Below are 23,619 nucleotides of genomic sequence, written 5' to 3'. Positions count from 1 at the left end.
CCGCCGTGGCCGCCCGGGCCGAGAGGGGTCTTGACGTGAGCACCGTCCCGCCGGGTACGCCCTGCTGGGCCGACCTGGCCACCCCGGACCTGACCGACGCGCGGCGCTTCTACCCGGAGCTGTTCGGGTGGACCGGCCAGGTCACCCCGGAGCCCGAGGCGGGCGGCTACACGGTCTTCCTGCTCGACGGTAAGCCGGTGGCCGGCGCCGGCCCGCCCGCGATACCGGACCAGGTCCCGATCTGGTCGACGTACCTCGCCACCGACGACGCCGAACTGGTCGCCGGCCGTGTCGAACGGGCCGGCGGGCAGGTCGTCGTACCCCCGTTCGAGGTCTTCGACAGGGGCTGGATGGCGGTCTTCGCCGACCCGGCCGGCGCCACGTTCAGCGTGTGGCAGCCACTGGCCATGGCCGGTGCCGAGGTGTTCAACGCGCCGGGCGCGATGAGCTGGAACGAGCTGGTCACCCCCGATCCCGAGGGCGCGAAGGTCTTCTACGAGCTGGTGTTCGGCTGGCAACCCGACGACCAGGCGGTGGGCGCGATGACCTACACCGGGTGGCGGCTCGGGACGCAGATCGTCGCCGGGATGATGCCGCCGCTGGCCAACGACTTCCCGGCCGACCTGCCCGCGTACTGGACCGTGTACTTCGCGGTGGCCGACGCGGACGCCGCCGCGGCCCGCGCCGCCGAGCTGGGCGGAACCATCCTGGTCCCGCCCCGCGACATCCCGGCGGGCCGCTTCGCCGCCCTCCGCGACCCCCAGGGCGCCCTCTTCTCCGTCATCGACCTGGGCCCCTGACCCAGCGCCGGCGTGCTCAGGGGCGGGTGGGGCGGACGGGGACCACCAACGGGCCGTGGACACCGGGGACCACCCGGACGCTGGCCCGGTAGTGGGTGGCGAGCAGCTTCTCGGTCAGCACCTCGGGCGGAGTCCCGGCGGCCACCACCTGGCCGGCGGCGAGCATCACCATCCGGTCGGCGTACTCACCGGCCAGGGAGAGGTCGTGCATCGTGGCCAGGACGGTCAGGCCGTGCTCGCGGCGTAGCTGGTCGACGACTTCGAGCACGTCCTGCTGGTGGCCGATGTCGAGCGCGCTGGTCGGCTCGTCGAGCAGCAGCAGCGTCGCGCCCTGGGCGAGCGCGCGGGCGAGGAAGACCCGCTGCCGTTCACCGCCGGAGAGGGTGGCCAGTTCGCGACGGTGGAAGCCGGCGAGGTCCAACCGCCCCAGCACCTCGTGCACGGCGTCGACGTCGGCTGTCGACTCCCGGCCGAGGGTCGGGATGTACGGGGTGCGGCCGAGCAGCACGTAGTCCAGCACCGACATGCCGGGCGGCACCACCGGGGACTGTGCCACAGTGGCCACTATCCGGGCGCGGTCCCGACGGCGCAGCGCGGCGCTCGGCGTACCGAAGAGAGTGATCGCCTTCGGCGCGGGCAGCAGGCCGCCGACGGCGCGCAACAGTGTGGATTTGCCGGCGCCGTTCGGGCCGATCACTGTGACCCACTCGCCGACGGCGACGGTGAGGTCGACGCCGGTCAGGATCGGCGTGCCACCGAGGGCGACGTGCAGCCCGCGCACCTCGACGGCCGGCGTGCCGCTGGCGGGCTCGCGGCTGGCGGGTTCGCGGCTCACGTGAGCACTCGCCGGGCGGTCCGCAGCACGAGGACGAAGAACGGGCCACCCAGCAGGGCGGTCACCACTCCGATCGGCAGCTCGGACGGAGCGGCGACGGTGCGGGCCACCACATCGGTCAGCGCCAGGAACGCGCCGCCGAACAGCAGTGACATCGGCAGGATCACCCGGTAGCTGGACCCGGCGAGCAGCCGGACGGTGTGCGGCACGATGATGCCGACGAACCCGATCAGGCCGGTCGCGGAGACCGCAGCGGCGGTGCCCAGCGAGGCGGCGGCGATCAACAGGTAGCGGGTGCGCTGCGGGTGCAGGCCCAGACTTCTCGCCTCGTCGTCGCCGACCGCGAGGACGTCCAGCTCGCGGCGGTGCAGCAGCACCACGACAGTGGTCAGCGCGGCGTACGGCAGCACCAGCAGCACGTCGTGCCAACCGGCGGTGGCCAGCCGGCCGAGCAACCAGGAGTAGACCGGCTGGATGCTGTCGGCGTGTCGTTGCAGGAGGTACGTCTGCCCGGCGGAGAGGAACGCGGAGACCGCCACCCCGGCAAGGATCAGCATCGCCGGTGACCCGCGACGCCCACCGGCAGCGCCGAGCACGTAGGTCATCGTGACGGCGAGCAGCGAACCGGCGAACGCGGCCAGCGGAATGGTCATCGGCAACCCGGAGAGCGTGCCCTGCCGGCCGGCGCCGCCGAGGGCGATCGCCGCGGTGACAGCGAGGCCGGCGCCGGCGGCCACACCGAGCAGGTACGGGTCGGCCAGCGGGTTGCGGAACACGCCCTGGTAGCAACCACCGGCGAGGGCGAGCAGACCGCCGACGAGCAGGCCCAGCACCACCCGGGGCAGGCGCAACTCGGTGACGATCGCGATCTCACGCTCGGTCAGCCCGCTGTCGAGGTGCACCCCGGGAAACAGGTTGAGCAGCTCGGCGGCGACGCTGCCCGGGGGCAGGCTCACCGGGCCGAGCGACACCCCGACGACGAGCGCGACGAGCACCGCGACCAACCCCGCGAGCAGCCACCGCATGCGCAGCCCGGCGGGCCGGGCCCCGGACGGCAGCCCGGCGGGCCGGGCCCCGGACGGCAGCCCGGCGGGCCGGGCCCCGGACGGCAGCCCGGCGGGCCGGGCCCCGGAACGTGGCTCGGCCCGCTGGGACGACGGCGGCGGCTCGGCCGGCCGACCGGTTGGTGCCGGATCGGACACCTGTCGCGGCCCGGTCACCGACGGACGACGGTCACGCGGGCACCTTGGCGACCGCGTCGATGATGACCCGGAGCAGGTCCACGACCCGTGGGCCCCAGCGGGAGGCGATGTCATCGTCGAGGGCGACGACCTGGTTGTTCTTCACCGCGGTGAGGCCCGCCCAGCCACTGCGCGCCTTGACCGTGTCGGCGCTCTGCTGGCAGCACTTGGCATCGGCCAGGAAGACGAAGTCCGGGTCGGCCTTGACGATGAACTCCTGGGACAGCTGCGGGTAGCCGAAGTTCTTACCGTCCGCGTCGGCCGGGTCGGCGATGTTGGTAAGGCCGGCCTGGCTGTAGAGCGAGCCGATGAAGGTCTTGCTGGTGGCGCTGTAGAGCTCCGGGCCCAGCTCGTGGAAGTAGGTGAGCTTCTCGGCGCGCTGCGGCAGGTCCTTGACCAGCTTGGCGATGTCGTCCTTCATCCGGGTGGCGACGTCGGTGGCCTGGTCGGCGTGCCCGGTCAGCGTGCCCAGCTCGGTGATCTGCCGGTACGAGTCGTCGAGCGTGACCGCCGCCGGAGTCTGGTACACCGGAATCTTCAGCTTGCCGAGCTGTTCGACGATCTTGTTGCGGTCGTCGGAGAGCACCACCAGGTCGGGGTTCTTACCGGCGATCGCCTCGGCGTTCGGCTGGAAGGCGGAAAGGTCGGTCTTGGGCACGTCGGCCGGGTAGTTCGACTGGTCGTCGACGGCGGTCACCTGCGGGCCGGCGCCGATCGCGAAGAGCATCTCGGTGGCGGTGGGCGACAGTACGACGATCTTCTCGGGGCGCTTGTCGAGGGTGAGCGCACCGACGGTGACCGGGTAGGCGGCGGCAGCGGTGCCGGCGCTCGGCTGGTCGTCGGCCTTCTCGGCGCAGGCGCCGAGGGCGAGCGCGGTGACCGCGAGGGTCGCCGCGAAGAGCCGAGGGGTACGTCTGAACATGGGGGCCTCCTGTCGGTCGAGGAGTGTGGTGCTTCGCCGACAGGGACTTTCGTACGCCCGCCCACGAGGCGCCCTTCCTCGAGAGCGCGTTTCGCGACCGATCCGTAGGCGACCTGGCTCGTCCCCACCTACCGGTGGGGCATCACAGTTGCGGGACAGCGCCGGGATGAGCACCGGCTTCGCTGCGGACTGGTCGCTAAGACGGTAGCGCACCGCCGGGACGTGCCGGATCGATCAAGGGCCGGTCGGCAGCCGTCGATACCTCGAACACCCGCACCGCACGGGCCGGGGAGGCTTATGTCCGAGATCCAGGGGTTTCGGAGCGGGTGGTGGGGCCCCGCCGGGGCGGGACGGGGCCCCACCCGATCAGGAGGACGTGATGGTGACGTTGTCCACAGCCGCCTCCACCAGGCTGGCTCCGGACGCGTCCGCCGCCTCGACGAGCACGCGGACCGACTGGCCGGCGTACGGGGTGAGGTTGAGGTTGGCGAGCGCCCAACTCCCGTTACGGTTGCTGGCCGCGCCGGCCTGGGTGAGCAGCGCTGTGGTGCCGCCGTTGTGCACCACGCTCACCCGCAGGTAGTCCGCCGACGAGGCGTTCGAGCCGTGCGCCAGGTACCAGGCGAGCGAGAGGGTAAGCGTGCCGGACGACGGCAGGGTCACCGCCGGTGACCGGGCGCTGGTCACGCCGCCGTCCACGTCGTAGTCACCGGCCGCCGAGCCGGCGAGCCGGCCGGTGACCAGGTCGTTGGACCCGGCGTACGGGGTGAGCTGCTTGGCTCCGGAGGACGTGGTCGCCTGGGCGGCGCCCCGCTCGAACGCGCCGACTGTGGCGGTGTCGGTGCCGGCCGGGTTGATGGTCCAGCCGGTGGCGGTCTCGAAGGTGTCCGACCAGACAGTGGTGCCGCCACCACCGCCGCAGTACTGCGACTGCTTACCGATGGCCCGGTACGGGCAGTCGGCGTACTCGCTGAGGATCAGCACCGCCTCCCGGTTGCGCGAGGTCTGCGCCGGGATCACCTCGTCGGGCGGGTAGAAGCCGCCGCCACCGGACGAGCCCGGGTACATCTCGAAGGTGTACGCCCAGATGTTGTGGGTGGCCCACATCCAGTCGAGGCTGTCTCCGTCGGTGATGTAGAGGTCGCTGGACTGTTCCGGGGTGTAGCCGTTGGTGGCCGCCATCTGCTGACCGATGGTGGCGAAGGTGTTGTACTGGTCCGCGTTCATCCCGGTCGCGGTGTTCGCTGTGGTGTAGCCGTACGGCCAGAGCACCAGCTGCGAGTACGTGTGGAAGTCGATGTTGGCCTTGATCTGCTGCACCCCGCCGACCACCCGGCCGTTGACGAAGTTGCGCAGCGCCTGCGTCTCCGGCGCGGAGAACGCCGACGGCCCCCGGTAGGTCTCCGACGAGGTGCTGCCGGACGAGCCGCCGCAGCATCCCCAGTTGTAGGACCAGTTGCGGTTCAGGTCGGTGCCGACGTTGGACGAGCCGCTGTTGGGCTGCCGGTTCTTGCGCCAGGACCGGTACGACCCGGTGGCGATGTCGTACTCGCTGCCGTCCGGGTTGACGGTCGGCACGATCCAGAGTTCCCGGCCGTTGACGATGTTGGTGATCCGGGAGTCGCTGCCGTAGCCGTCGGTGAAGAGATTGAGCAGGTAGATCGCCATCTCGACGGTCAGGTGCTCACGGGCGTGCTGCTGGGAGTTGAACAGGATCTCCGGCTCGTTCTCGTCGGTGCCGACGTTGTCGGAGATCTTCACGGCCATCAGGTCGCGGCCCTCGTACGACGAACCGATGCTGATCTTGCGGGCGATCGCCGGGTGGTCGGCGACGACCTGGTTCACGACGGCGGTCAGCTCCGCGTAGTCGTGGTAGTTCGAGTCGGCCGGCGGGAAGGCCAGCGCCCCGAACTCGCCGGCGCCGCGCTCGGCGTTGGGTGGCGGGGCGAGCGGTTCCAGCCGGAAGCCGAGCTTGCCGATCGCGGCGGCCTCGCTCGCGGTGGCCGAGATGTGCAGCACGCCGTGTTCGGAGTAGTCGATGGCGGCTCCGGTGCGGGCCACCGCGTTGCGGTCGTCGAGGGTCCGGGGCCCGAGCACCCGGTAGCCGGCGGCGGCCTGCTCAGCGGTGCGGTCCGGTGCCGGCCGGGCGGCGACCGGGCCGGCGGCGACTGTGACGATGCCCAGCCCGGTGACGACAGCGAGCACCAGGACACGGCGGAGGGGGATGGGCGTGCGGAGGGCCATGGACTACCTCCTAGATGGGCGGGAGATCCCGCTCGGTGAAGGACACTTCACCACCTGTCACATGGTCATATCAACATCGATCGCTGCGTTGGCCATCCCAGGCGGATCATCATGGCGGCAATGATTTTCCACTTATCAACACCTGGCGAAACTTCCCTCCAAGCGGAAAACTGACCAGCGACGATGCCCCCTCGACACCGCGGAGCACCAATGGCCAGAACCCGCCTGCGCGCGGCCGCCCTTGCCGGCGTCACCACGCTCACCCTGCTCACCAGCGCCACGCCGGCGCTGGCGGCCCACCCGCCCGCACCCGCCCACGACGAGCAGATCACCTACCAGGACTGGTCCGGGCCCGCCGACTGGCACCGGGGCAGCCGGGCCGGCACCCGCGTCGTGCCCGGCGCCCGAGCGGGCGTCACACTGGCCCGCCCGGTCGGCACCATCGAGTACGCGGACCCGCACACCGGCGCCACCCGCACCTGGGAGTACGGCACCTGGACCTCGCCGGTGACCCCTGTCGGGTTCGACGCCACCGAGCTGATCGCCTCCTGGAACGCGGAGACCCCCGCCGGCACCTGGATCCAGGTGGAGATGCAGGGCAGCTACACCAGCGGCGACCAGACACCGTGGTACGTCCTGGGTCGCTGGGCGTCCGGCGACACCGACATCAAGCGGACCAGCGTCGACCGGCAGGGCGACCCCTGGTCGACGATCTGGACCGACACCTTCAGCATCGACGACGCCGCCGCCGGGGTGCTGCTGCGGTCGTACCAGCTCAAGCTGACCCTCTACCGCGCACCCGGGCAGAGCGCCGCCCCGGTGGTCCGGATGCTGGGCGCGATGAGTTCCACGGTGCCGGACCGGTTCACAGTGCCGCCGAGCGCCGGGCACATCGCCTGGGGCCGGGAGCTGCCGGTGCCGCGCTACTCGCAGAACGTGCACTCCGGGCACTACCCCGAGTACGACGGCGGCGGCGAGGCGTGGTGCTCACCAACCTCGACGGAGATGGTGGTCGAGTACTGGGGACGTAAGCCCTCGGCGGCCGACACCTCCTGGGTGGACCCGACCTACCCCGACCCGACGGTCAACCACGCCGCCCGGATGACCTACGACTACGCGTACGACGGCGCGGGCAACTGGCCGTTCAACACCGCGTACGCGGCCAGCTTCCCCGGGTTGGAGGGCCGGGTGACCCGGCTGCACTCGCTGGACGAGCTGGAGCGCTTCATCGCCGCCGGCATCCCCGTCGTGACCAGCCAGTCCTTCCTCGCCAGTGAGCTGGACGGGGCGAACTACGGCACCTCCGGGCACCTCTTCGTGGTGGTCGGCTTCACCGCCGACGGTGACGTGATCGTCAACGACCCGGCCTCGTCCAGCAACGACGTGGTGCGCAACGTCTACAAGCGTGCGCAGTTCGAGCAGATCTGGCTGCGGACCAAACGCACCAACGCCAGCGGTGGCGTCTCCGGTGGCTCCGGCGGCGTCGCGTACCTGATCAAGCCGACGTCAAAGCCCTGGCCAAAGGTCCCCGGCTCCACCAACTGGTAGGCCCAACCCCCGCACGTGTTGATCAAGAGGTTTGCGTCACCAGAACGGCTTCCGGTGACGCAAACCTCTTGATCAACGTGGGGGGTCGGTGGGGTCGGTGGGGTCGGGGGTGGGGGTTTGGTCTTCGCCGGCCAGGGCGGAGCGGAGGCGTTCCTTCTCGGTGCGGCGGCGCTCGGCCGCTTCGGCGATCTCCCCGGCCATCTCGTCGCGCCAACCGCGCAGCAGGAAGAAGGAGAGCGCGGCGGAGAACACCAGCGCCAGCATCAGCTTCAGGAACACGTTCATGTCGACCAGCCAGAGGCCCGCCAGCACGGCGACGAACAGCCCGATCCGGCCCAGCGTGTACTTGAGCGCGGCGCTCACCTGCACCACTCCGTTCTCTCCGTCGCCCGCCACTGCCGGCGGAAGGGTCGAGCCGCCCGACGGGCGGTCGTGGTCAGCCGGTCCGGCGGGCCAGCCAGCGGACACCCGGGAACCAGAGGGCCGCGTACGCCACTGTGAACGCCCCCGCCGCCAACGCGCCGGAGAGCAGCGGCGGCAACCCCGCGCCCAGACCGGCGATCAGCAGCCCGGCGAACACCCCGACGGCAGCGGCGACCACGGCCGCCACCACCCGGGCGGCGCCGAACTCCCAGGCCCGGAAGTCGTCCCAGAACAGCCAGGCCGGCAGGATCACCGCCAGCCAACCGTTGGTGTGCCCGAAGTCGCCGGCGCCGATCGAGGCGAACGCCCAGTCGAACAACACCAACGCGAGCACGCCGATGACCAGGCCGGCCAGACACACCCCGAGCAGATCGCCCAGGGTACGGATGCGGCCCTCGGCGTCCCGGCGGGGAAAGCCGCTCTGCTGCTCGGATCCTCGTTGCTCGGTCATCGACTGCGAGGGTACGTGGTGGCTCAGGCCCAGACCTGCTGCGGCTCGGCGCGCCGCTCGGCCAGCGACGGGGCCTTGTCGTACTCCCGGACCACGTTGTAGCGGGTGTCCCGCTCGACGGGCTGGAAGCCGGCGTCCCAGATCAGGTGCAGCAGGTCGTCCCGGTGCATCGTGTTCGGGGTGCCGTACGAGTCGGCGTCGTGGGTGATCTTGTATTCGACGACGGAGCCGTCCAGGTCGTCCACGCCGAAGTTCAGCGAGAGCTGAGCCACCGACAGCCCGTGCATCACCCAGAAGTTCTTCAGGTGCGGCACGTTGTCGAAGAGCAGCCGGGAGACGGCGAACGTCTTCAGCGACTCGGCCGGCGAGGCCATCGTGGTGCGCGCCTGGATCCGGTTACGGATCTTGCCGTCCGCCGAGTCGACGAAGTCGTGCTGGTAGCGCAGCGGGATGAAGACCGCGAAGCCACCGGTCTCGTCCTGCAACTCGCGCAACCGCAGCACGTGGTCGACGCGGTGCCGGGGCTCCTCGATGTGGCCGTACAGCATCGTCGCCGGGGTCTTCATGCCCTTGCTGTGCGCCAGGGCGTGAATGCGCGACCAGTCTTCCCAGTGGCAGGCGTGGTCGACGATGTGCTGCCGGACCTCCCAGTCGAAGATCTCCGCGCCACCACCGGTCAGCGACTCCAGACCGGCGTCCATCAGCTCGTCGAGGATCTCGTCGGCGCTCAGGCCGCTGATCTTCTCGAACCACTGCACCTCGGTCGCCGTGAAGCACTTGAGCTTGACGTTCGGCAGCGCCGCCTTCAGCTCGCGCAGCACCTTCGGGTAGTAACGCCAGGGCAGCGTCGGGTGCAGGCCGTTGACGATGTGCAACTCGGTGAGCTGCTCGTCCTCCATCTCCTTGGCCTTGCGGACCGCCTCGTCGATGCGCATCGTGTACGCGTCCTTCTCGCCCGGCTTGCGCTGGAACGAGCAGTACGCACAGGACGCCGAACAGACGTTCGTCAGGTTGAGGTGCCGGTTGACGTTGAACATCACCCGCTCGCCGTTCAGCTCGGTGCGCTTGTGGTGCGCCAGCCGCCCCAGCCAGGTCAGGTCGTCGCTCTCGTAGAGGGCGACCCCGTCCTCCCGGGTCAGCCGCTCACCGGCGTACACCTTCGCTTCGAGCTCACGCTTGAGTCCGGCGTCCATGGCACGTCCCTTCCACCTGCGGTCCGGATCGAGCGTACGTCGCGGCGTCGACGGGCCCGGCGGCACGGTCGCCGGCAGCGACCCACTTCACCAGACTCTCAGCCTCCCGTAACCCGACAACGCATCGACATGAGTGGCGCGGTGCGGTAGTAACAAGGTGGGGCGGAACACACACACTGGTACCGTCCCGGCGGTCGCGCCCACCGAGCGCGGCGACGAGCGGTTGGACGGGGAGCGGCATGGTCTACAGCGGGCGCGGGCGACGGCAGCGACGACGGAGCCCGGTGATCTCGCCGGTTTTGCGTCCGAAGCTCTGGGCCGCCCTGCTCGGCGCGATCGCCGCGGCCGTGCTGGCCACCCCCGCGTACGCGGAGCCCGGCGTGCCGACCACAGTGCCGGACACCGGTTCGCGCCCGGCGGTCACCGGCTCGCTTCAGCTGCCCGGCGGCGCGCCGGTCGCTGGCGTGCCCGCCCCTCCGGTGGTCAACATCGGCAACGGTCCGTTGGCCACCGCGATCTCCGCCGGTGAGGTCCAGGTCGGCGCGCTCGGCGAGGACCTGCTGGTGAAGCGGCAGAAACGCGTCGACGCGCAGGCGCAGCTCGACGCGGCCGGCAAGGCGCTGGCGACCGCACAGGACGCCCTGCTCCGGGCCCAGCAGACGGCCGACACCGCCGCCGCCGAGGCCGTCAAGGCCGCCGCCGCGCTGCCGCCGGGCGACTTCGCCCAGGACATCCGTGGGCTCAGCCGCCTCCAGGCGATCACCCGTGGCGAGAAGGTCGACGGCGGCACCACAGGCGTCGCCGGGGAGCTGTCCCGGGCCCGCGCCGGCGAGCAGGCCGCGTACCAGATGCACAGCCAGGCCAAGGATCTGCTCGTTGCCGCCGAGGCGGGGTTCACCGCCGGTGAGACGGCGCTCCGCACCGCCGAGGCGAGCCTGCTCAAGCTTCGCCGGGACAACGCCGCCGCGCTGATCGAGATCGAACGTCAGCAGGAAGCCACCGAGCAACAGATCGGTGCCGGCTACGTCTCCAACCAGAGCATCAGCGGCATGGCCGCGCACCCCCGGGCACTGGCCGCGGTCCGGTACGCGCTCGCCCAGCTCGGCGACCCGTACAAGTGGTCCGAGGAGGGGCCGAACCAGTTCGACTGCTCGGGCCTGATGTGGGCGGCGTACCGGTCCCCCGGCGCCGACTACTTCGACCTGCCCCGGGTCTCCCGCGACCAGTACGCCGCCACCCGGGGCCGCACCGTCCCGCAGAGTGCGCTGCTCCCCGGCGACCTGCTCTTCTTCGCCTCGGGCAGCAGCTGGACGACGATCCACCACGTCGGCATGTACATCGGCAACGGCAAGATGGTGCAGGCGCCCACCACTGGCGACGTCGTCAAGATCTCGGTCGTCCGCTGGTCCCGGCTGTACGCCGCCACCCGGGTGATCGGCGCGGTGCCGGCACCGGTCGTGACCAACCCGACCCCGCCCGTCGCGACCCCGAAGCCGACGCCCACCCCGTCGCCGACGAAGACCACCAAGCCGACGCCAACGCCGTCGCCCACGAAGACCACCAAGCCGACGCCCACGCCGACGCTGACGACCACCCCGACGCCCACCCCGACACTCAGCACCACGCCGAAGCCGTCGAACACCCCGAGCAACACTCCGACGACAGTGCCCTCGGCACCGACCAACGCGCCGACCAGCGCGTCTCCGACGACCACGCCGAAGGCCAGCACGAGCGCGACGGGCAGTGGCAGCGCGACGGGCAGCCCCAGCGCCACTGGCTGATCCGCCACGATCGGCTCCGGCTGTCCGCTCGGGAAGATCTGTGGCACCGTGACAACCAGGCACATCCGACTCGACGTCACGGGTCCGGGTGCGAGCATGGCGCGGAGGGCGGAAATGGCCGAGCAGAGAGATCCGGCGGAGACTGTCGACCCCGTGGTCGACCAGGCCGGCCCACCAGGGCCGGACACCGCCGACCCGGTGGCCGCCAGCGATGCCAGCCCGGCTGTCACCAGCTCGACAGGCAGCGACACCAGCTCGGCGGACGCCGGCCCCGCTGACAGCGACGCCGCCCCTGCTGCCGGCGGCCAGGTCGGCAGCGGCACGGCAGCGGCCGCCTCGACCGAGGCGGATGACGACGCATCCGCCGGCGGCGACGAGCGCCAGAGCCCGACTGCGGCACCGGTCCGCGCACGTGCCAGCGTCGTGACCGCCGGTGCTCTCCGCAGTGACCTGCCGGCCAGCGCTCCGGTCACCGCGACCACCTACCGTGCGACAGGCTCGGCCAGCCCGGCCGACGTGTCGTTGCCGGGCCAGCGCAGTGACTCCTCCGCGCCGGCCCGCGCCAGCGCCACGGTGCCGAGCAGCAGCCGGGGCACTGCCAGCGCCCTGGGCACCCCGGACCGTCGCGACAGCGCGCCCGGCGTCTATCGAGCCGCGCCGGTGGGCGCCGAGCCGGGCCAACCTCCGACGCCGTCGACTCCGGAGCCGGAGCCGGACCCCACGCCACCCGGCCCCGGGCCGACCCAGCCGTCACCACCGGAACCGGAGCCCGCGCCGGCCCCGGGTCCGTACCCGCCCGGTCCGGTGCCGACGCCGGGTCCTCGACCCACGCCGCCACCCGGTCCGGTTCCGCCCGTTCCGGGCCCGCCCACCCCGCCGCCCTCGCCGATGCCGCCCATGCCCGGCCCGCCGACCCCGCCCGTCCCGAGCCCGCCGCTGCCGCCACCCGGTCCGCCGGTGCCGGCACCACCGGCCCCGCCCGGCCCGATGCCGGCACCGCCGTTTCCGCCGCCGCCCGCGATGACCGACACGCCCGGCGTACGAGCCAGCGCTTCGGTCTCCGCACCACTGGCCGGGTGGTCGTCCCCCGGTGGGGCGACCCGGCCGACGTCCGGCGCCGGATGGGCCGGTGCACCTGCCTCCGCGCCGCCGGTGGTGCCCGCACCAGCGCTGCCGAGCTGGCCACCGTCCACCGCCGGGGCCCCTTCGTCGACTGGGAACCCCGGGAACTCCCGCGTGACCGCGCCGCCGAGTGGCCCACCGGCTGGTTCCGCCGGACGGGACGCTGCCGGCACCCGTGGTGGGCGGCACGACAGCCGCACCGACCTGGCCGGCACCGTCTACGGCAACGGCGAGGGGGCCGGCTTCACCACTGTCGCGATACCCGCCAACGCGGTGGAGACCTCCGGCTCGCTGACCGGGCACATCCTGGCCCAGGGCTGGTCCGACACGCCGGCCGAGCGGTCCAGTAACGCCCGGGTGATGATCGTCCTGGCCGCCGCTCTGGGGCTGCTGGTGGCGATCAGTGTCATGGTCGTTCTACTGGCCGGCGACGCCCTGGACGGTCTGGTGGGCAGCGTACTCAAGGGGTGAGCCAGCGAGGGCCAGCGATGGTGAGTCCGCCCACTACGGTCGGTCAACCGGCTGGCGGCTTCGCCAGACCGCCGTACACTGGCTGAGATCACTGACCCGGCGCGCGTGGTGTGCGCCCCTGGGCGATCTTGCGGGCGATCCGGCGGTACAGCCGCGGCAGGCCATCGCGAAGATGCGCCCCGCTCGAAAGGTTTTTGTTGACCACCTCTGCTGACCCCAGCACCGTTACGTCCGTTTTCAACTCAGTCCCGGCGGCCGACGCCGCCCGGGAACAGCTCGACGTCGCCCCGAGCGAAGCCGGCACCCCGCCGGTGGCGACCGCGCAGGCCGAGCCGACCGAGACCGCCGAGCCGATGAGCTTCGCCGCTCTCGGCCTGCCCGAGCCGCTGGTCCGCGCGCTGGCGCAGCAGGGCATCACCAGCCCGTTCGAGATCCAGCGGGCCACCGTTCCGGACGCGCTCGCCGGCCGCGACGTGCTGGGCCGCGGTCAGACCGGTTCGGGCAAGACGCTCGCCTTCGGTCTGCCGATGATCGCCCGGCTGGCCACCCGCAACCGGGCCCGGCCGATGCGTCCGCGCGCCCTGGTCCTGGTGCCCACCCGCGAGCTGGCCATGCAGGTCAACGACGCTCTGGTGCCGCTGGGCAAGTCAGTCGGCATCTTCCTCAAGACCGCCGTCGGCGGCGTTCCGTACGACCGTCAGATCGACGCGCTGCGCCGCGGCGTGGAGATCATCGTGGCCACCCCGGGCCGGCTCGGCGACCTCATCGAGCGGGGCATCTGCCAGCTCGACGACGTCGAGGTCACTGTGCTCGACGAGGCCGACCAGATGGCCGACATGGGCTTCCTGCCCGAGGTGACCGATCTGCTGGCGAAGACGCCAGCGAACGGTCAGCGGCTGCTCTTCTCGGCCACCCTGGACGGTGACGTCGACGCGTTGGTCAGGCGGTTCATGACCGACCCGGTCACCCACTCCACGGCGCCGTCCACCGCCTCGGTGTCCACCATGGACCACCACATGCTGTTGATCCCGCCGCACGAGAAGTTCCCGGTGGCGGCCTCGATCGCCGCCCGGGACGGTCGGACCATGGTCTTCGCCCGTACCCAGCTCGGGGTGGACCGGCTGGTCGAGCAGCTCGCGGCCGTCGGCGTACGCGCCGGTGGGCTACACGGCGGCAAGACCCAGCGGATGCGCACCAAGACGCTCGCCGAGTTCCGTGAGGGCCGGATGAACGTGCTGGTCGCCACGGACGTGGCGGCGCGAGGCATCCACGTCGACGGGGTCACCCTGGTGCTGCACGTCGACCCGCCCAAGGACCCCAAGGACTACCTGCACCGCGCGGGGCGTACCGCCCGGGCCGGCGAGTCGGGCGCTGTCGCCACGCTGGTGCTGCCCAAGCAGCGCCGTACCACCCTGGCGATGATGGAGAAGGCCGGCGTCGCGCCGGCCGAGACCCGGGTCCGGGTTGGGGACGCGGCGTTGGCCGAGCTGGTCGGTGCCCGCGAGCCCAGTGGCGTCCCGGTTCGCGTCGAGGCGGAGCCCCGGGGCTACGGCGACCGCTCCGGTGGGCCGCGCCGGTTCGACGACCGCTCCGGCGGCTCGCGTCGCTTCGGCGACCGGCCCCAGGGCGAACGCCGCTACGGCGACCGCCCGCAGGGCGATCGACGCTTCGGCGACCGGCCCACCGGCGAGCGCCGCTTCGGCGACCGTCCGCAGGGCGACCGGACCTACAGCGACCGCCCCCAGGGTGACCGGGGCTACGGTGACCGGCCGCAGGGCGAGCGCCGCTACGGCGACCGGCCCACCAGCGAGCGCCGCTTCGGCGACCGTCCGCAGGGCGACCGGACCTACAGCGACCGCCCCCAGGGCGAGCGGCGCTTCGGCGACCGGCAGCACAGCGACCGGCCGCAGGGCGACCGGAGCTACGGCGACCGGCCGCAGGGCGAGCGGCGTTACGCCGATCGGGACACCCGGGGGTACGGCGACCGTCCGCAGGGCGAGCGTCGGTTCGGCGACCGACCGCAGTTCGGTGACCGCGACGGTCGGGGCGACCGACCGACCGGCGAGCGGCGCTTCGGCGACCGGCCGCAGGGTGAGCGGCGCTTCGGCGACCGGGATGCTCGGGGTGGGTTCCGCCCGGAGAGCCGGGTCCGGGACGACCGGCCCCGCGACGACCGGCCCCGCGAGGACCGGCCCCGCGAGGACCGCCCGCGTGACGATCGGCGCGGTTTCGGCGGGCGACCGGCAGCGCGTACCCACTGATTGATCCACCGAACGCCGTCGTGAAGCCCAGGCTTCGCGGCGGCGTTCGCGCATGCCCTGCCGATACCGAGCAGGTCGCGTAACGTCCGGCTCATGCCGACCATGCCGAAGTCAATCTTCTGGTCCCGGACGGACACCGCCGGCAGCGAGCAGGTCCTGCTCGACGACGGCCACGGGTTGGCGGCCCGGGGCACTCTGCTCGCCGTGGACCCGATCCCATGGACCGCCCGCTACCAGCTGACCACCACGCCGGACTGGGCCACCACCCGGGTCGAGGTGGAGGCCGAGGGTCTCGGCTGGCTGCGCCGAGTGAAGCTGGAGCGGGCCGCCGGCCGCTGGCGGGTGACCACCGCCGAGCAGGGCGATCTGGACGCGGCCCTGGTGGCGGCCGGTCACCGCCGGGCCGGTCTGCCGGGTACTGACGACCCGGACCGGCTGGCCGACGCGCTCGACGTCGACCTGAGCGGTTCGCCGCTGTTCAACACCCTGCCGGTCCACAGGCTCCGGATGGCGGCCGAGCCGGCCGACGTGGCGCACCGGATCACCGTTGCCTGGGTGCTGCTGCCCGGCCTCGAGGTGGTGCCGGCCGAGCAGATCTACACCGGGCTCGGGCCGGGTCGGGTGCGCTTCGCCAGCGGCACCTTCACTGCCGACATCGATCTGGACGACAGCGGCTACGTGGTGCGCTACCCCGGGCTGGCCGAACGGATCGACCCACGCTGATCAGCAGCCCGGCGGGCCAGGCCCGGCCGATCGGCCTTAGGCGGACCAAGGCCCCTGCTGACCGGTCCAGGCGGGCCAGGCCCCACTGACGGCTTCAGGCGGGCCAGGCTCCGCTGGCCAGGAAGCTGTCGATGGTGGCCAGGTGCGGGGTCAGGTCGAGGCCCTGGGCGGCCACCCAGTCGTCGGCGTAGTACGTGTCGGCGTACCGGTCGCCCGGGTCGCAGATCAGTGTCACCACCGAGCCGGTCCGACGCTCGGCGAGCATCTCGGCGATCAGGCCGAACGCGCCCCACAGGTTGGTGCCTGTGGACCCGCCCACCCGGCGGCCGAGCAGCGCCGATCCGGCGCGCATGGCGGCCAGGGACGCGGCGTCCGGAACCTGGACCATCCGGTCCACCACCGAGGGTAGGAACGACGCCTCCACGGTGGGCCGGCCGATACCCTCGATGCGGGAGCCCTTACCGGTGCGTATCGACCAGTCGGCGGCCAGCCAGGCCGGGTAGAACGCCGAGTTCTCCGGGTCGACCACGCAGAGCTTGGTGGCGAGCCTGCGGTACCGGGCGTAGCGGCCGATGGTCGCGCTGGTGCCCCCGGTGCCGGCGCCCACCACGACCCAGGCGGGGATCGGGTGCCGCTCCAGCTCCAACTGCGCGTAGATCGACTCGGCGATGTTGTTGTTGCCCCGCCAGTCGGTCGCCCGCTCGGCGTAGGTGAACTGGTCCATGAAGTGCCCGCCGGAGTCCTCGGCGAGCCACCGGGCCTCGACCACCACGCTCGCCGGGTCGTCCACCAGGTGGCAGCGGCCGCCCTGGAACTCGATCTGGGTGATCTTCTCGGGCGAGGTGGAGGCGGGCATCACCGCGATGAACGGCAGGCCCAGCATCCGGGCGAAGTACGCCTCGGAGACCGCCGTGGAACCGGAGGACGCCTCGACGATCGTGGTGCGCGGCCCGATCCAGCCGTTGCAGAGCCCGTAGAGGAACAGTGAACGGGCCAGCCTGTGCTTCAGCGAGCCGGTGGGGTGCGACGACTCGTCCTTGAGGTAGAGGTCGATCCCCCATTCCCGGGGCAGCGGGAACGGCAGCAGGTGGGTGTCGGCGGACCGGTTCGCGTCTGCCTCGACGGCGGCGATCGCCTCGGTCACCCAGGTTCGGCTGGATTCGTCGCACCGGTCGAGATGAGTCACGCTCGGAAACCTAGCAAGCGGGCCTGCGGTGGTCAGCGCGGGTCCGGTGGCGTTGACCTGCGGCGTTGGCGGCGCTGACCGGCGCGGCCGGCGGCCCGGACCAGCGGGGTGAGCGCGACGGCCAACCTGGGCAGTGCGTCCAACAGGCGCACCTGCGCTCCCCGCCACCGGGGCAGGCTGACCACCGGACGTGGCCGGCGGGCCAGCCGGACCGCCCGGGCCGCCACCTGCTGCGCGGTCAGCATCGATCCGGTGAACGAGGCCACCGCACCCGGGTCGTCCAGCCGGTCGTGCAGCATCGGGGTCCAGATGCCGTCCGGGCAGAGGCAGGAGACGTGCACCCGCCGGTACCCGGCCATCCGCAGGTCGGACAGGGTGCCGAGGCTGAACGCCAGCAGGGCGTGCTTGCTGGCCGCGTACACCGTCTCGCCGGGCGCGGCGACCAGCCCGGCCAGCGAGACGACGTTGAGCACGTGGCCGTGGCCCTGCCCACGCATCACGGACAGCGCGGCGAGGGTGCCGTTCATGGCGCCGTGGGTGTTCACGTCGAGCAGCCGACGGCGGGTCGCGGCGTCGTGCTCCCACGATGCCCCGGTGACCAGGATGCCGGCGTTGTTGACCCAGAGGGCGAGGTCACCCCGACCTGCCGCGTTCGCGGCAGTAGCGGCGCAGGCGTCCTCGTCGCGGACGTCCAGGGCTGCCGACCAGCCGCCGAGTGGCGCCGCGGCGCTCCGCACCGCCACCGGGTCGAGGTCGGTGAGCAGCACCGACCAACCGTCGGTGTGCAGCGCGGTGGCGATGGCGCGGCCCAGGCCGCCGGCAGCGCCGGTCACCACTGCCACGGGACGCGCCAGCGGGGTCATCGGCGCACGCTACCGCCGGCCGCCCGGGCGACACCAGGGGTACGCGGCGGTCAGGCCGCGGGCGGGCCGACCGGCTGGGGGCGGTTCTCCCACTTCGTGGAGAGCGCGATGGCGGTACGGGTGGAAGCCACCCCCGGCGTCCGGTTCAACCGCACGATCAACTGCTCCAGCTCGGCGATAGTGCCGACCCGCGCCTTGAGCAGGAACGACTCGACGCCGGCCATGAAGTAGCAGGACTCGATCTCGGGCAGCACCCGCAGCGACTCGAGCATGTCGTCGCTGTCGGCACCGGAGTCCTCGACGATGCCGATCAACGCTGTGACACCCAACCCGATCGACTCCGGGGCCACGTCCGCGCGGTAGCCCCGGACCACGCCGCTGCTCTCCAGCTTTCCGACCCGCTCGTGCACGGCCGGGGCCGAGAGGCCCACCTGTCGGGCCAACTCGGCATACGAGAGTCGGGCGTTGCCGCGCAGCAGGTCGACGAGGCTCAGGTCGATGGCATCCACAGAGAGTGACCTTAACCGCTGACACGTAACGTGCGGCCTTCGGCACCCGTTGGACTGAGCGGTGAGTCACTGTTCATAAACCGCCGGTCAGGGCAGAGGTAGCACCAGTAACATTACTAACTCCCCACTCAGTGCATTTTTCGCGTTTGGGCGGACAGGCCATGTCCCTGGTGCTGTAATTGCCATACGTCCCTCATGACGGCTCTGGGCTACGCACCAGCCGGGGGCAGTGTGTTCAGCCGGGGGCTTCGTCGACGCGAGGAGGGGGCTGTGGACACTGGAGATCGCCTGCTGACACCGGGTGAGGTCGCCGCGCTGTTTCGGGTAGACCCGAAAACTGTGACGAGATGGGCGGCGGCCGGCCGGATAGGAAGCATCCGGACTCCAGGCGGGCATCGCCGGTTTCGGGAATCCGAGGTGCGAGCCCTGCTTGAGGGGGAGGGCATGCTGGACGAGGTGGATGAGGTCGGTAAGCCACGCAATGTGGGGCCGGCGGCATCCACGGGGCCGGGTCCGGCCAACGCCGGCATGTACTGAACTGGTGCGGACAACGCCACGCGGACCGGACACCAGTCCGGTCCGCGTCCCGCTTCGGCCGACCGCCGGGCGGCAGCACCGCTCGTGCTGAGCAGCACAACAATGCCCAGCGCGAGCGGACGGCTCAGCACGAGCGGAACGACTCAGCTTCGGGCTGCGCCGAGCTGGCCGGACCACCGCCGGAACAGGGTGTGCCTGACGCCGAGCGCGTCCAGCACCTTGCCGGCCACGAAGTCGACAAGCTGCTGCGCGCTGGCCGCCGCCCCGGCGCCATAGAAGCCGGGACTGGCGGGCAGCACCACAGCGCCCGCGTCGTGCAGGGCGATGAGGTGCTCCAGGTGGCTGCGGGTCACCGGTGTCTCCCGGGGGACCAGCACCACGGGTCGGCGTTCCTTGAGGTTGACTTCTGCGGCGCGCTGCAACAGGTCCTTGGAGAGCCCGATCGCGATGCCCGCGCAGGCTGCCGTGCTGGCCGGGACCACAGCCATTCCGCGTACCCGGTAGGAGCCGCTGCTCGGCCCGGCGGCCAGGTCGCCGGCCGGCCAGTGCCGCACATCCGCAGTGGTCAGATCCCGGTCGAGCCAGGCGGCGAGGTCCTCGGCCCAGTGCCCGTCCCGGAAGGGTCGGCCGGTCTCGTCGAGCACTGTGAGTCGTGCCGCCCGGGACACGATCAGGTCCACCGGTTCGCCCGCGTCGAGCAGTCCGCCGATGACGGCCGCCGCGTACGGCGTACCGGAGGCACCGGAGACCCCGACCACCCATGGTTCCCGCATGCCCCCAGCCTGCCTGGTCCGGCTGGTCCGCTGGTGGGCACCCCCGGGGTTGGTCCGGTCCGACATGTCGGACGGGGTACCCGCGCATCCCACCGACCTGACATGCTGCCGCTGGCGATTCGCACCGGAACCATCTCGAAGAGGAGGCATCGGTGACGACCGGCGAAATCCTCCGGGCGCTGCGTGCCGAATGTCCGATCCCGCCCCGGCTTCCACCACCACACGCTGATCGCGTGCAGGACTGGCTGCTCGGTCTGCTGCCCGAGCTTGGCCTTCCACTGGACGACGCCGCGCTGCACCGGCTGTCCCGGGGCGCCTTCGCCCGGTACGCCGCGCGGCTCTACCCGGCTGCGACCGAAGCCGACCTGCGGATGCTGTCCGCGCTCTTCACCTGGTTCTTCCTTGTCGACGACGCCTGTGACGGACCGAATCGGTTGATGCCGGAGCAGATCCGGGCGCTGCGCAACGGCACCCTGGCGCTGCTGCACGACGGCACCCGGCTGCGGCAGGCCGGGCTGACCGGCCCGCTGCGGCGACTGCTGGTGCTGGCCTGGCGGGAGCCGCGCCGCCGGATGCCGGCACGGTGGCGGCAGCGTTTCGCCGACGCGGTGGCCCGACACCTCGACGGCACCTGGCAGGAGGCCGTCACCAAGGAGGCCGGCCGCCGTCCCAGCGTGGACGAGTACGTCGAGCTACGGCGGTCGACCTCGGCGGCGGAGGTGTCGTACCCGCTTGCGGAGTTCGTCAGCGGCCGGCCACTGCCCGACCCGGTCTACCACCACCCGCTGCTGCGTCAGATCGCCCGCACCGGCAACGACCTGCTCTCCTGGTACAACGACCTGGCCTCGCTGGAACGGGACCGGGTGACCGCCGGCGGGCACAACCTGGTCCTCGCCATCGAGGCCGAACTGGGCGTTCCAGAGGCGGAGGCGGCCGAACGGGCTGCCGAGCACTGGCGGGAGGCGATGCGGCGCTTCGTCGCGTTGCGCGCCGCGGTGCCGTCGTTCGGCCCAGCGTTGGACGAGGCGGTCGCCGACCATCTCGACGGGATCGCGAACGCCGTGCGCGGGACCATCGACTGGACCTTCGAGAGCGCCCGCTACCCGGTCAGTACCAGCCCACCAGACTCAGGGCCGTAGGCCGAGCCGGATCACCAGGTCGAGCAGGGCGAAGAGGAACAGCGCGATGCCGACGAACCCGTTGGCCGTGAAGAACGCCCGGTTGACCTTGCTGAGGTCGGTCGGGGTGACCACCAGGTGCTGGTAGCCGAACGCCACAGCGGTCAGCGCCAGCCCGATCCACCAGAGCCAACCGAGACCGATCAGCGCACCGAACCAGATGAACAGCGCGAAGGTCACCACGTGCGCGACGGTGGAGGCGTGCAGCGCGAAGCGCCGACCGTACCGGGCCGGCACGCTGTGCACGCCGATCTCCCGGTCGATCTCGGAATCCTGGCAGGCGTAGATCAGGTCGAAGCCGCCGATCCACAGCCCCACTGCCGCGCCGAGCAGCCAGGCCGGCCCGGAGCCGTCCAGGGTGCCGGTGACCGCCAGCCAGGCGCCGACCGGGCCGACCGCCTGGGCGATCCCGAGGATGGCGTGCGGCCAGTTGGTGAACCTCTTGGCGTAGGGGTAGACGACCAGTGGCACCACGGCGAGCGGCGCGAGCACCAGGCAGAGCGGGTTGAGCAGGGCGGCGGCGACGAGGAAGACCACGAGTGCGACGGCCGCGCCGGTCCAGGCCGTCCGCACGCTCACCGCTCCGGTGACCAGTTCCCGACCGGCGGTACGCGGATTCCGCGCGTCGATCTTGCGGTCGAGGATCCGGTTGGCGGCCATCGCGAACGTCCGCGCCCCGACCATCGCCACGGTGATCAGCAGCAGGTCGAGCCACCGTACCCGTCCGCCGAAACCCTGCATCGCGGCCAGCGCGGAGAGGAACGCGAACGGCAGCGCGAAGACGGAGTGCTCGACGGCGACGAGCTTCAGGAAGGACTTGGTCCGGCCCGGCTTCGCCGTCGGTGCGTCGATGACGGCCATCAGATTCCGTACTCCTTCCAGCGCTTGTCGACCAGGGCGGCGACTTCCGGGCTCATGGTCATTTCCTCCGGCCAACCGCGGGTGTAGCCCTCGGTGGGCAGCTTGCGGGTCGCGTCGACGCCGGCCTTACCGCCCCAGAACTGCTGGTACGACGAGTGGTCGAGGTGGTCCACCGGCCCCTCGGTGAGCAGCAGGTCACGGGCGTAGTCGACGTTGCCGAAGGCCCGGAAGGCGACCTCGTTGTAGTCGTGCACGTCGCAGTCCTCGTCGACGATCACGATCAGCTTGGTCAGCGACATCAGGTGCGCGCCCCAGATCGCGTTCATCACCTTCTGGGCGTGCTTCGGGTAGCGCTTGCGGATCGAGACGATCGCGCAGTTGTGGAAGACGCCGGCGGCCGGCAGGTCGTAGTCGACGATGTCCGGGATCATCAGCTTGAGCAGCGGCTGGAAGATCCGTTCGGTGGCCTTGCCGAGGCCATGGTCCTCCTGCGGCGGCTTCGAGGTGACGATCGAGTGGTAGACCGGCTTGCGCTGCATGGTCATCGCCTCGATGTGCAGCACGGGGAACGGCTCGACCGGCGTGTAGAAGCCGGTGTGGTCGCCGAACGGCCCCTCGGGCAGCCGCTCACCCGGCTCCAGGTAGCCCTCCAGCACGATCTGCGCGTGCGCCGGCACCTGCAACGGCACGGTGAGGCAGTCGACCATCTCCACCCGCTCGCCACGCAGGAACCCGGCGAACAGGTACTCGTCGATGTCGCTGGGCAGCGGCGCGCTGGCCGCGTACGAGACGACCGGGTCGCAGCCGATCGCGATCGCGACCGGCAGGCGCTGACCGAGCCGCTCGGCGACCGCGTGGTGCGCCGTCGAGTCCTTGTGGATCTGCCAGTGCATGCCCAGGGTGTTGCGGCCGTGCTGCTGGAGTCGGTACAGGCCGAGGTTGCGCTTACCGGTCTCCGGGTGCTTGGTGTGGGTCAGCCCGTAGTTGTGGAAGATCCCGCCGTCGTCGGGCCAGACCTGCAACCCCGGCAGCCGGTTCAGGTCGACGTCCTCACCCCGGTAGACGACCTCCTGGCAGGGGGCGGTCTTCACCTTGCGCGGCGGCACCGACTTGAGCTGCATGACCTTGCCGAGGCCCTCCCGGATGCCCGACCAGCCGACCGGCAGCTCCGGCTTGATCATCGCACCGATCCGGGCACCGATCTCGTCCAGCGAGTCGACGCCGAGGGCCATCGCCATCCGCTTCTCGGTGCCGAACAGGTTGATCGCCACCGGCATCTCGCCCCGGGTCGGACGCTCGAAGAGCAGCGCCGGGCCGCCGGCCCGCACCGTGCGGGTGACCACCTCGCTGATCTCCAGGGTCGGATCGACCGGGACGTCGATCCGGCGCAACTCCCCCGCGCGCTCCAGCGCCGCGATGAAGTCCTTGAGATCGGTGTACGGGAAGCCACGAGCCGCCATGTCGCCCAGTCTCCCGCACCGACTCCCGTACGACCCAAGCCGGGTGCTGTGACGCGCGCGATTGCCCGCCGCCGCCCGCCGTCAGCGACGGCCGGCGGGTCTCGATCGACTCGGCTTTCAGGAAACCGCGGTGTCCCAGGTAGGCGGTTTCAAGCGGCTGTTGCGACTAGGTGTTTGTGGAGTACCTCGGCTGGATTCTGCCAGTCGAGGGTTTGGCGTGGTCGTCCGTTGAGTTCG

Annotated in this window: 21 protein-coding genes; 8 read left to right on the top strand and 13 right to left on the bottom strand. The window is 71.6% G+C overall.

The window, feature by feature from the left end:
- The first annotated feature begins 35 nt into the window (after positions 1–35).
- Positions 36–800: a VOC family protein gene (locus AB0C19_RS23920; RefSeq protein WP_357188777.1), complete on the top strand. Its 765-nt coding sequence runs from the start codon at positions 36–38 to the stop codon at positions 798–800.
- Positions 801–816: 16 nt separating this feature from the next.
- Here AB0C19_RS23920 and AB0C19_RS23915 read toward each other — a convergent pair whose 3' ends face one another.
- The 4 genes from AB0C19_RS23915 to AB0C19_RS23900 all read right to left on the bottom strand — a co-directional run bounded on the left by AB0C19_RS23915 (position 817) and on the right by AB0C19_RS23900 (position 6,042).
- Entirely contained in the window at positions 817–1,635 is an 819-nt protein-coding gene (locus AB0C19_RS23915; RefSeq protein WP_357188775.1) for an ABC transporter ATP-binding protein, read from the bottom strand.
- Positions 1,632–2,660, bottom strand: a complete 1,029-nt coding sequence (locus AB0C19_RS23910; RefSeq protein WP_357188913.1) for an iron ABC transporter permease — start codon at positions 2,658–2,660, stop codon at positions 1,632–1,634. The genes AB0C19_RS23915 and AB0C19_RS23910 overlap by 4 nt, the downstream gene beginning before the upstream one ends.
- A gap of 208 nt (positions 2,661–2,868) precedes the next feature.
- On the bottom strand, positions 2,869–3,798 hold the full coding sequence (locus AB0C19_RS23905; protein WP_357188773.1) for an ABC transporter substrate-binding protein: 930 nt from the start codon (positions 3,796–3,798) through the stop codon (positions 2,869–2,871).
- Positions 3,799–4,164: 366 nt separating this feature from the next.
- Positions 4,165–6,042 carry a M14 family metallopeptidase gene (locus AB0C19_RS23900; RefSeq protein ID WP_357188771.1) on the bottom strand — a complete coding sequence of 626 codons (1,878 nt, stop codon included), beginning with the start codon at positions 6,040–6,042 and terminating at the stop codon, positions 4,165–4,167.
- A gap of 210 nt (positions 6,043–6,252) precedes the next feature.
- Here AB0C19_RS23900 and AB0C19_RS23895 point away from each other — a divergent pair, with 210 nt between their 5' ends.
- Positions 6,253–7,590 (top strand): C39 family peptidase, encoded by a 1,338-nt coding sequence (locus AB0C19_RS23895; protein ID WP_357188769.1) that lies wholly within the window; start codon positions 6,253–6,255, stop codon positions 7,588–7,590.
- Between the two features lie 72 nt (positions 7,591–7,662).
- Here the strand turns inward: AB0C19_RS23895 and AB0C19_RS23890 are convergent, their stop codons facing one another.
- From AB0C19_RS23890 to mqnE, 3 genes are all read right to left on the bottom strand, one after another.
- Entirely contained in the window at positions 7,663–7,953 is a 291-nt protein-coding gene (locus AB0C19_RS23890; protein ID WP_357188767.1) for a DUF4229 domain-containing protein, read from the bottom strand.
- A 73-nt stretch (positions 7,954–8,026) separates the two neighbouring features.
- Positions 8,027–8,464 carry a hypothetical protein gene (locus AB0C19_RS23885; protein ID WP_357188765.1) on the bottom strand — a complete coding sequence of 146 codons (438 nt, stop codon included), beginning with the start codon at positions 8,462–8,464 and terminating at the stop codon, positions 8,027–8,029.
- Between the two features lie 23 nt (positions 8,465–8,487).
- Positions 8,488–9,657: an aminofutalosine synthase MqnE gene (gene mqnE / locus AB0C19_RS23880; protein ID WP_091395685.1), complete on the bottom strand. Its 1,170-nt coding sequence runs from the start codon at positions 9,655–9,657 to the stop codon at positions 8,488–8,490.
- A gap of 239 nt (positions 9,658–9,896) precedes the next feature.
- Here mqnE and AB0C19_RS23875 point away from each other — a divergent pair, with 239 nt between their 5' ends.
- The 4 genes from AB0C19_RS23875 (at position 9,897) to AB0C19_RS23860 (ending at position 16,015) form a co-directional block, all read left to right on the top strand.
- Positions 9,897–11,438, top strand: a complete 1,542-nt coding sequence (locus AB0C19_RS23875) for a C40 family peptidase (RefSeq protein ID WP_357188763.1) — start codon at positions 9,897–9,899, stop codon at positions 11,436–11,438.
- A 114-nt stretch (positions 11,439–11,552) separates the two neighbouring features.
- Positions 11,553–13,031 carry a hypothetical protein gene (locus AB0C19_RS23870; RefSeq protein ID WP_357188761.1) on the top strand — a complete coding sequence of 493 codons (1,479 nt, stop codon included), beginning with the start codon at positions 11,553–11,555 and terminating at the stop codon, positions 13,029–13,031.
- Between the two features lie 353 nt (positions 13,032–13,384).
- Positions 13,385–15,292, top strand: coding sequence for a DEAD/DEAH box helicase (locus tag AB0C19_RS23865; protein ID WP_357188911.1), 1,908 nt, complete (start codon positions 13,385–13,387; stop codon positions 15,290–15,292).
- Between the two features lie 93 nt (positions 15,293–15,385).
- Positions 15,386–16,015, top strand: a complete 630-nt coding sequence (locus tag AB0C19_RS23860; protein WP_238678655.1) for a putative glycolipid-binding domain-containing protein — start codon at positions 15,386–15,388, stop codon at positions 16,013–16,015.
- A 94-nt stretch (positions 16,016–16,109) separates the two neighbouring features.
- On the opposite strand, the gene AB0C19_RS23855 is transcribed toward AB0C19_RS23860, so the two are convergent.
- From AB0C19_RS23855 to AB0C19_RS23845, 3 genes are read right to left on the bottom strand one after another with little or no spacing between them, the layout of a single operon-like run.
- Complete coding sequence (locus AB0C19_RS23855; protein WP_357188759.1) at positions 16,110–17,201, bottom strand: PLP-dependent cysteine synthase family protein; 1,092 nt, start codon at positions 17,199–17,201, stop codon at positions 16,110–16,112.
- A 32-nt stretch (positions 17,202–17,233) separates the two neighbouring features.
- Positions 17,234–18,064, bottom strand: a complete 831-nt coding sequence (locus AB0C19_RS23850) for an SDR family NAD(P)-dependent oxidoreductase (protein ID WP_357188757.1) — start codon at positions 18,062–18,064, stop codon at positions 17,234–17,236.
- Positions 18,065–18,114: 50 nt separating this feature from the next.
- Positions 18,115–18,573: an Lrp/AsnC family transcriptional regulator gene (locus AB0C19_RS23845; protein WP_091395696.1), complete on the bottom strand. Its 459-nt coding sequence runs from the start codon at positions 18,571–18,573 to the stop codon at positions 18,115–18,117.
- A 270-nt stretch (positions 18,574–18,843) separates the two neighbouring features.
- Here AB0C19_RS23845 and AB0C19_RS23840 point away from each other — a divergent pair, with 270 nt between their 5' ends.
- Positions 18,844–19,110, top strand: a complete 267-nt coding sequence (locus tag AB0C19_RS23840) for a BldC family transcriptional regulator (RefSeq protein ID WP_007454516.1) — start codon at positions 18,844–18,846, stop codon at positions 19,108–19,110.
- 143 nt (positions 19,111–19,253) lie between these two features.
- On the opposite strand, the gene AB0C19_RS23835 is transcribed toward AB0C19_RS23840, so the two are convergent.
- Positions 19,254–19,883 carry a UbiX family flavin prenyltransferase gene (locus AB0C19_RS23835; RefSeq protein WP_357188755.1) on the bottom strand — a complete coding sequence of 210 codons (630 nt, stop codon included), beginning with the start codon at positions 19,881–19,883 and terminating at the stop codon, positions 19,254–19,256.
- A 233-nt stretch (positions 19,884–20,116) separates the two neighbouring features.
- Here AB0C19_RS23835 and AB0C19_RS23830 point away from each other — a divergent pair, with 233 nt between their 5' ends.
- A complete protein-coding gene (locus AB0C19_RS23830) occupies positions 20,117–21,022 on the top strand; it encodes a terpene synthase family protein (RefSeq protein WP_357188753.1) in 906 nt (301 codons plus the stop codon).
- On the opposite strand, the gene mqnP is transcribed toward AB0C19_RS23830, so the two are convergent.
- Together mqnP and AB0C19_RS23820 are read right to left on the bottom strand one after the other, a co-directional pair.
- Positions 21,011–21,922 carry a menaquinone biosynthesis prenyltransferase MqnP gene (gene mqnP / locus AB0C19_RS23825; RefSeq protein WP_357188751.1) on the bottom strand — a complete coding sequence of 304 codons (912 nt, stop codon included), beginning with the start codon at positions 21,920–21,922 and terminating at the stop codon, positions 21,011–21,013. The genes AB0C19_RS23830 and mqnP overlap by 12 nt on opposite strands.
- Positions 21,922–23,382, bottom strand: a complete 1,461-nt coding sequence (locus AB0C19_RS23820) for a menaquinone biosynthesis decarboxylase (protein ID WP_357188749.1) — start codon at positions 23,380–23,382, stop codon at positions 21,922–21,924. The genes mqnP and AB0C19_RS23820 overlap by 1 nt, the downstream gene beginning before the upstream one ends.
- Positions 23,383–23,619: the final 237 nt, after the last annotated feature.

The organism is Micromonospora sp. NPDC048842 (genome assembly GCF_040649935.1).
Lineage (GTDB): Bacteria > Actinomycetota > Actinomycetes > Mycobacteriales > Micromonosporaceae > Micromonospora > Micromonospora hortensis.
This window is presented reverse-complemented; position numbering and strand designations above follow the sequence as displayed.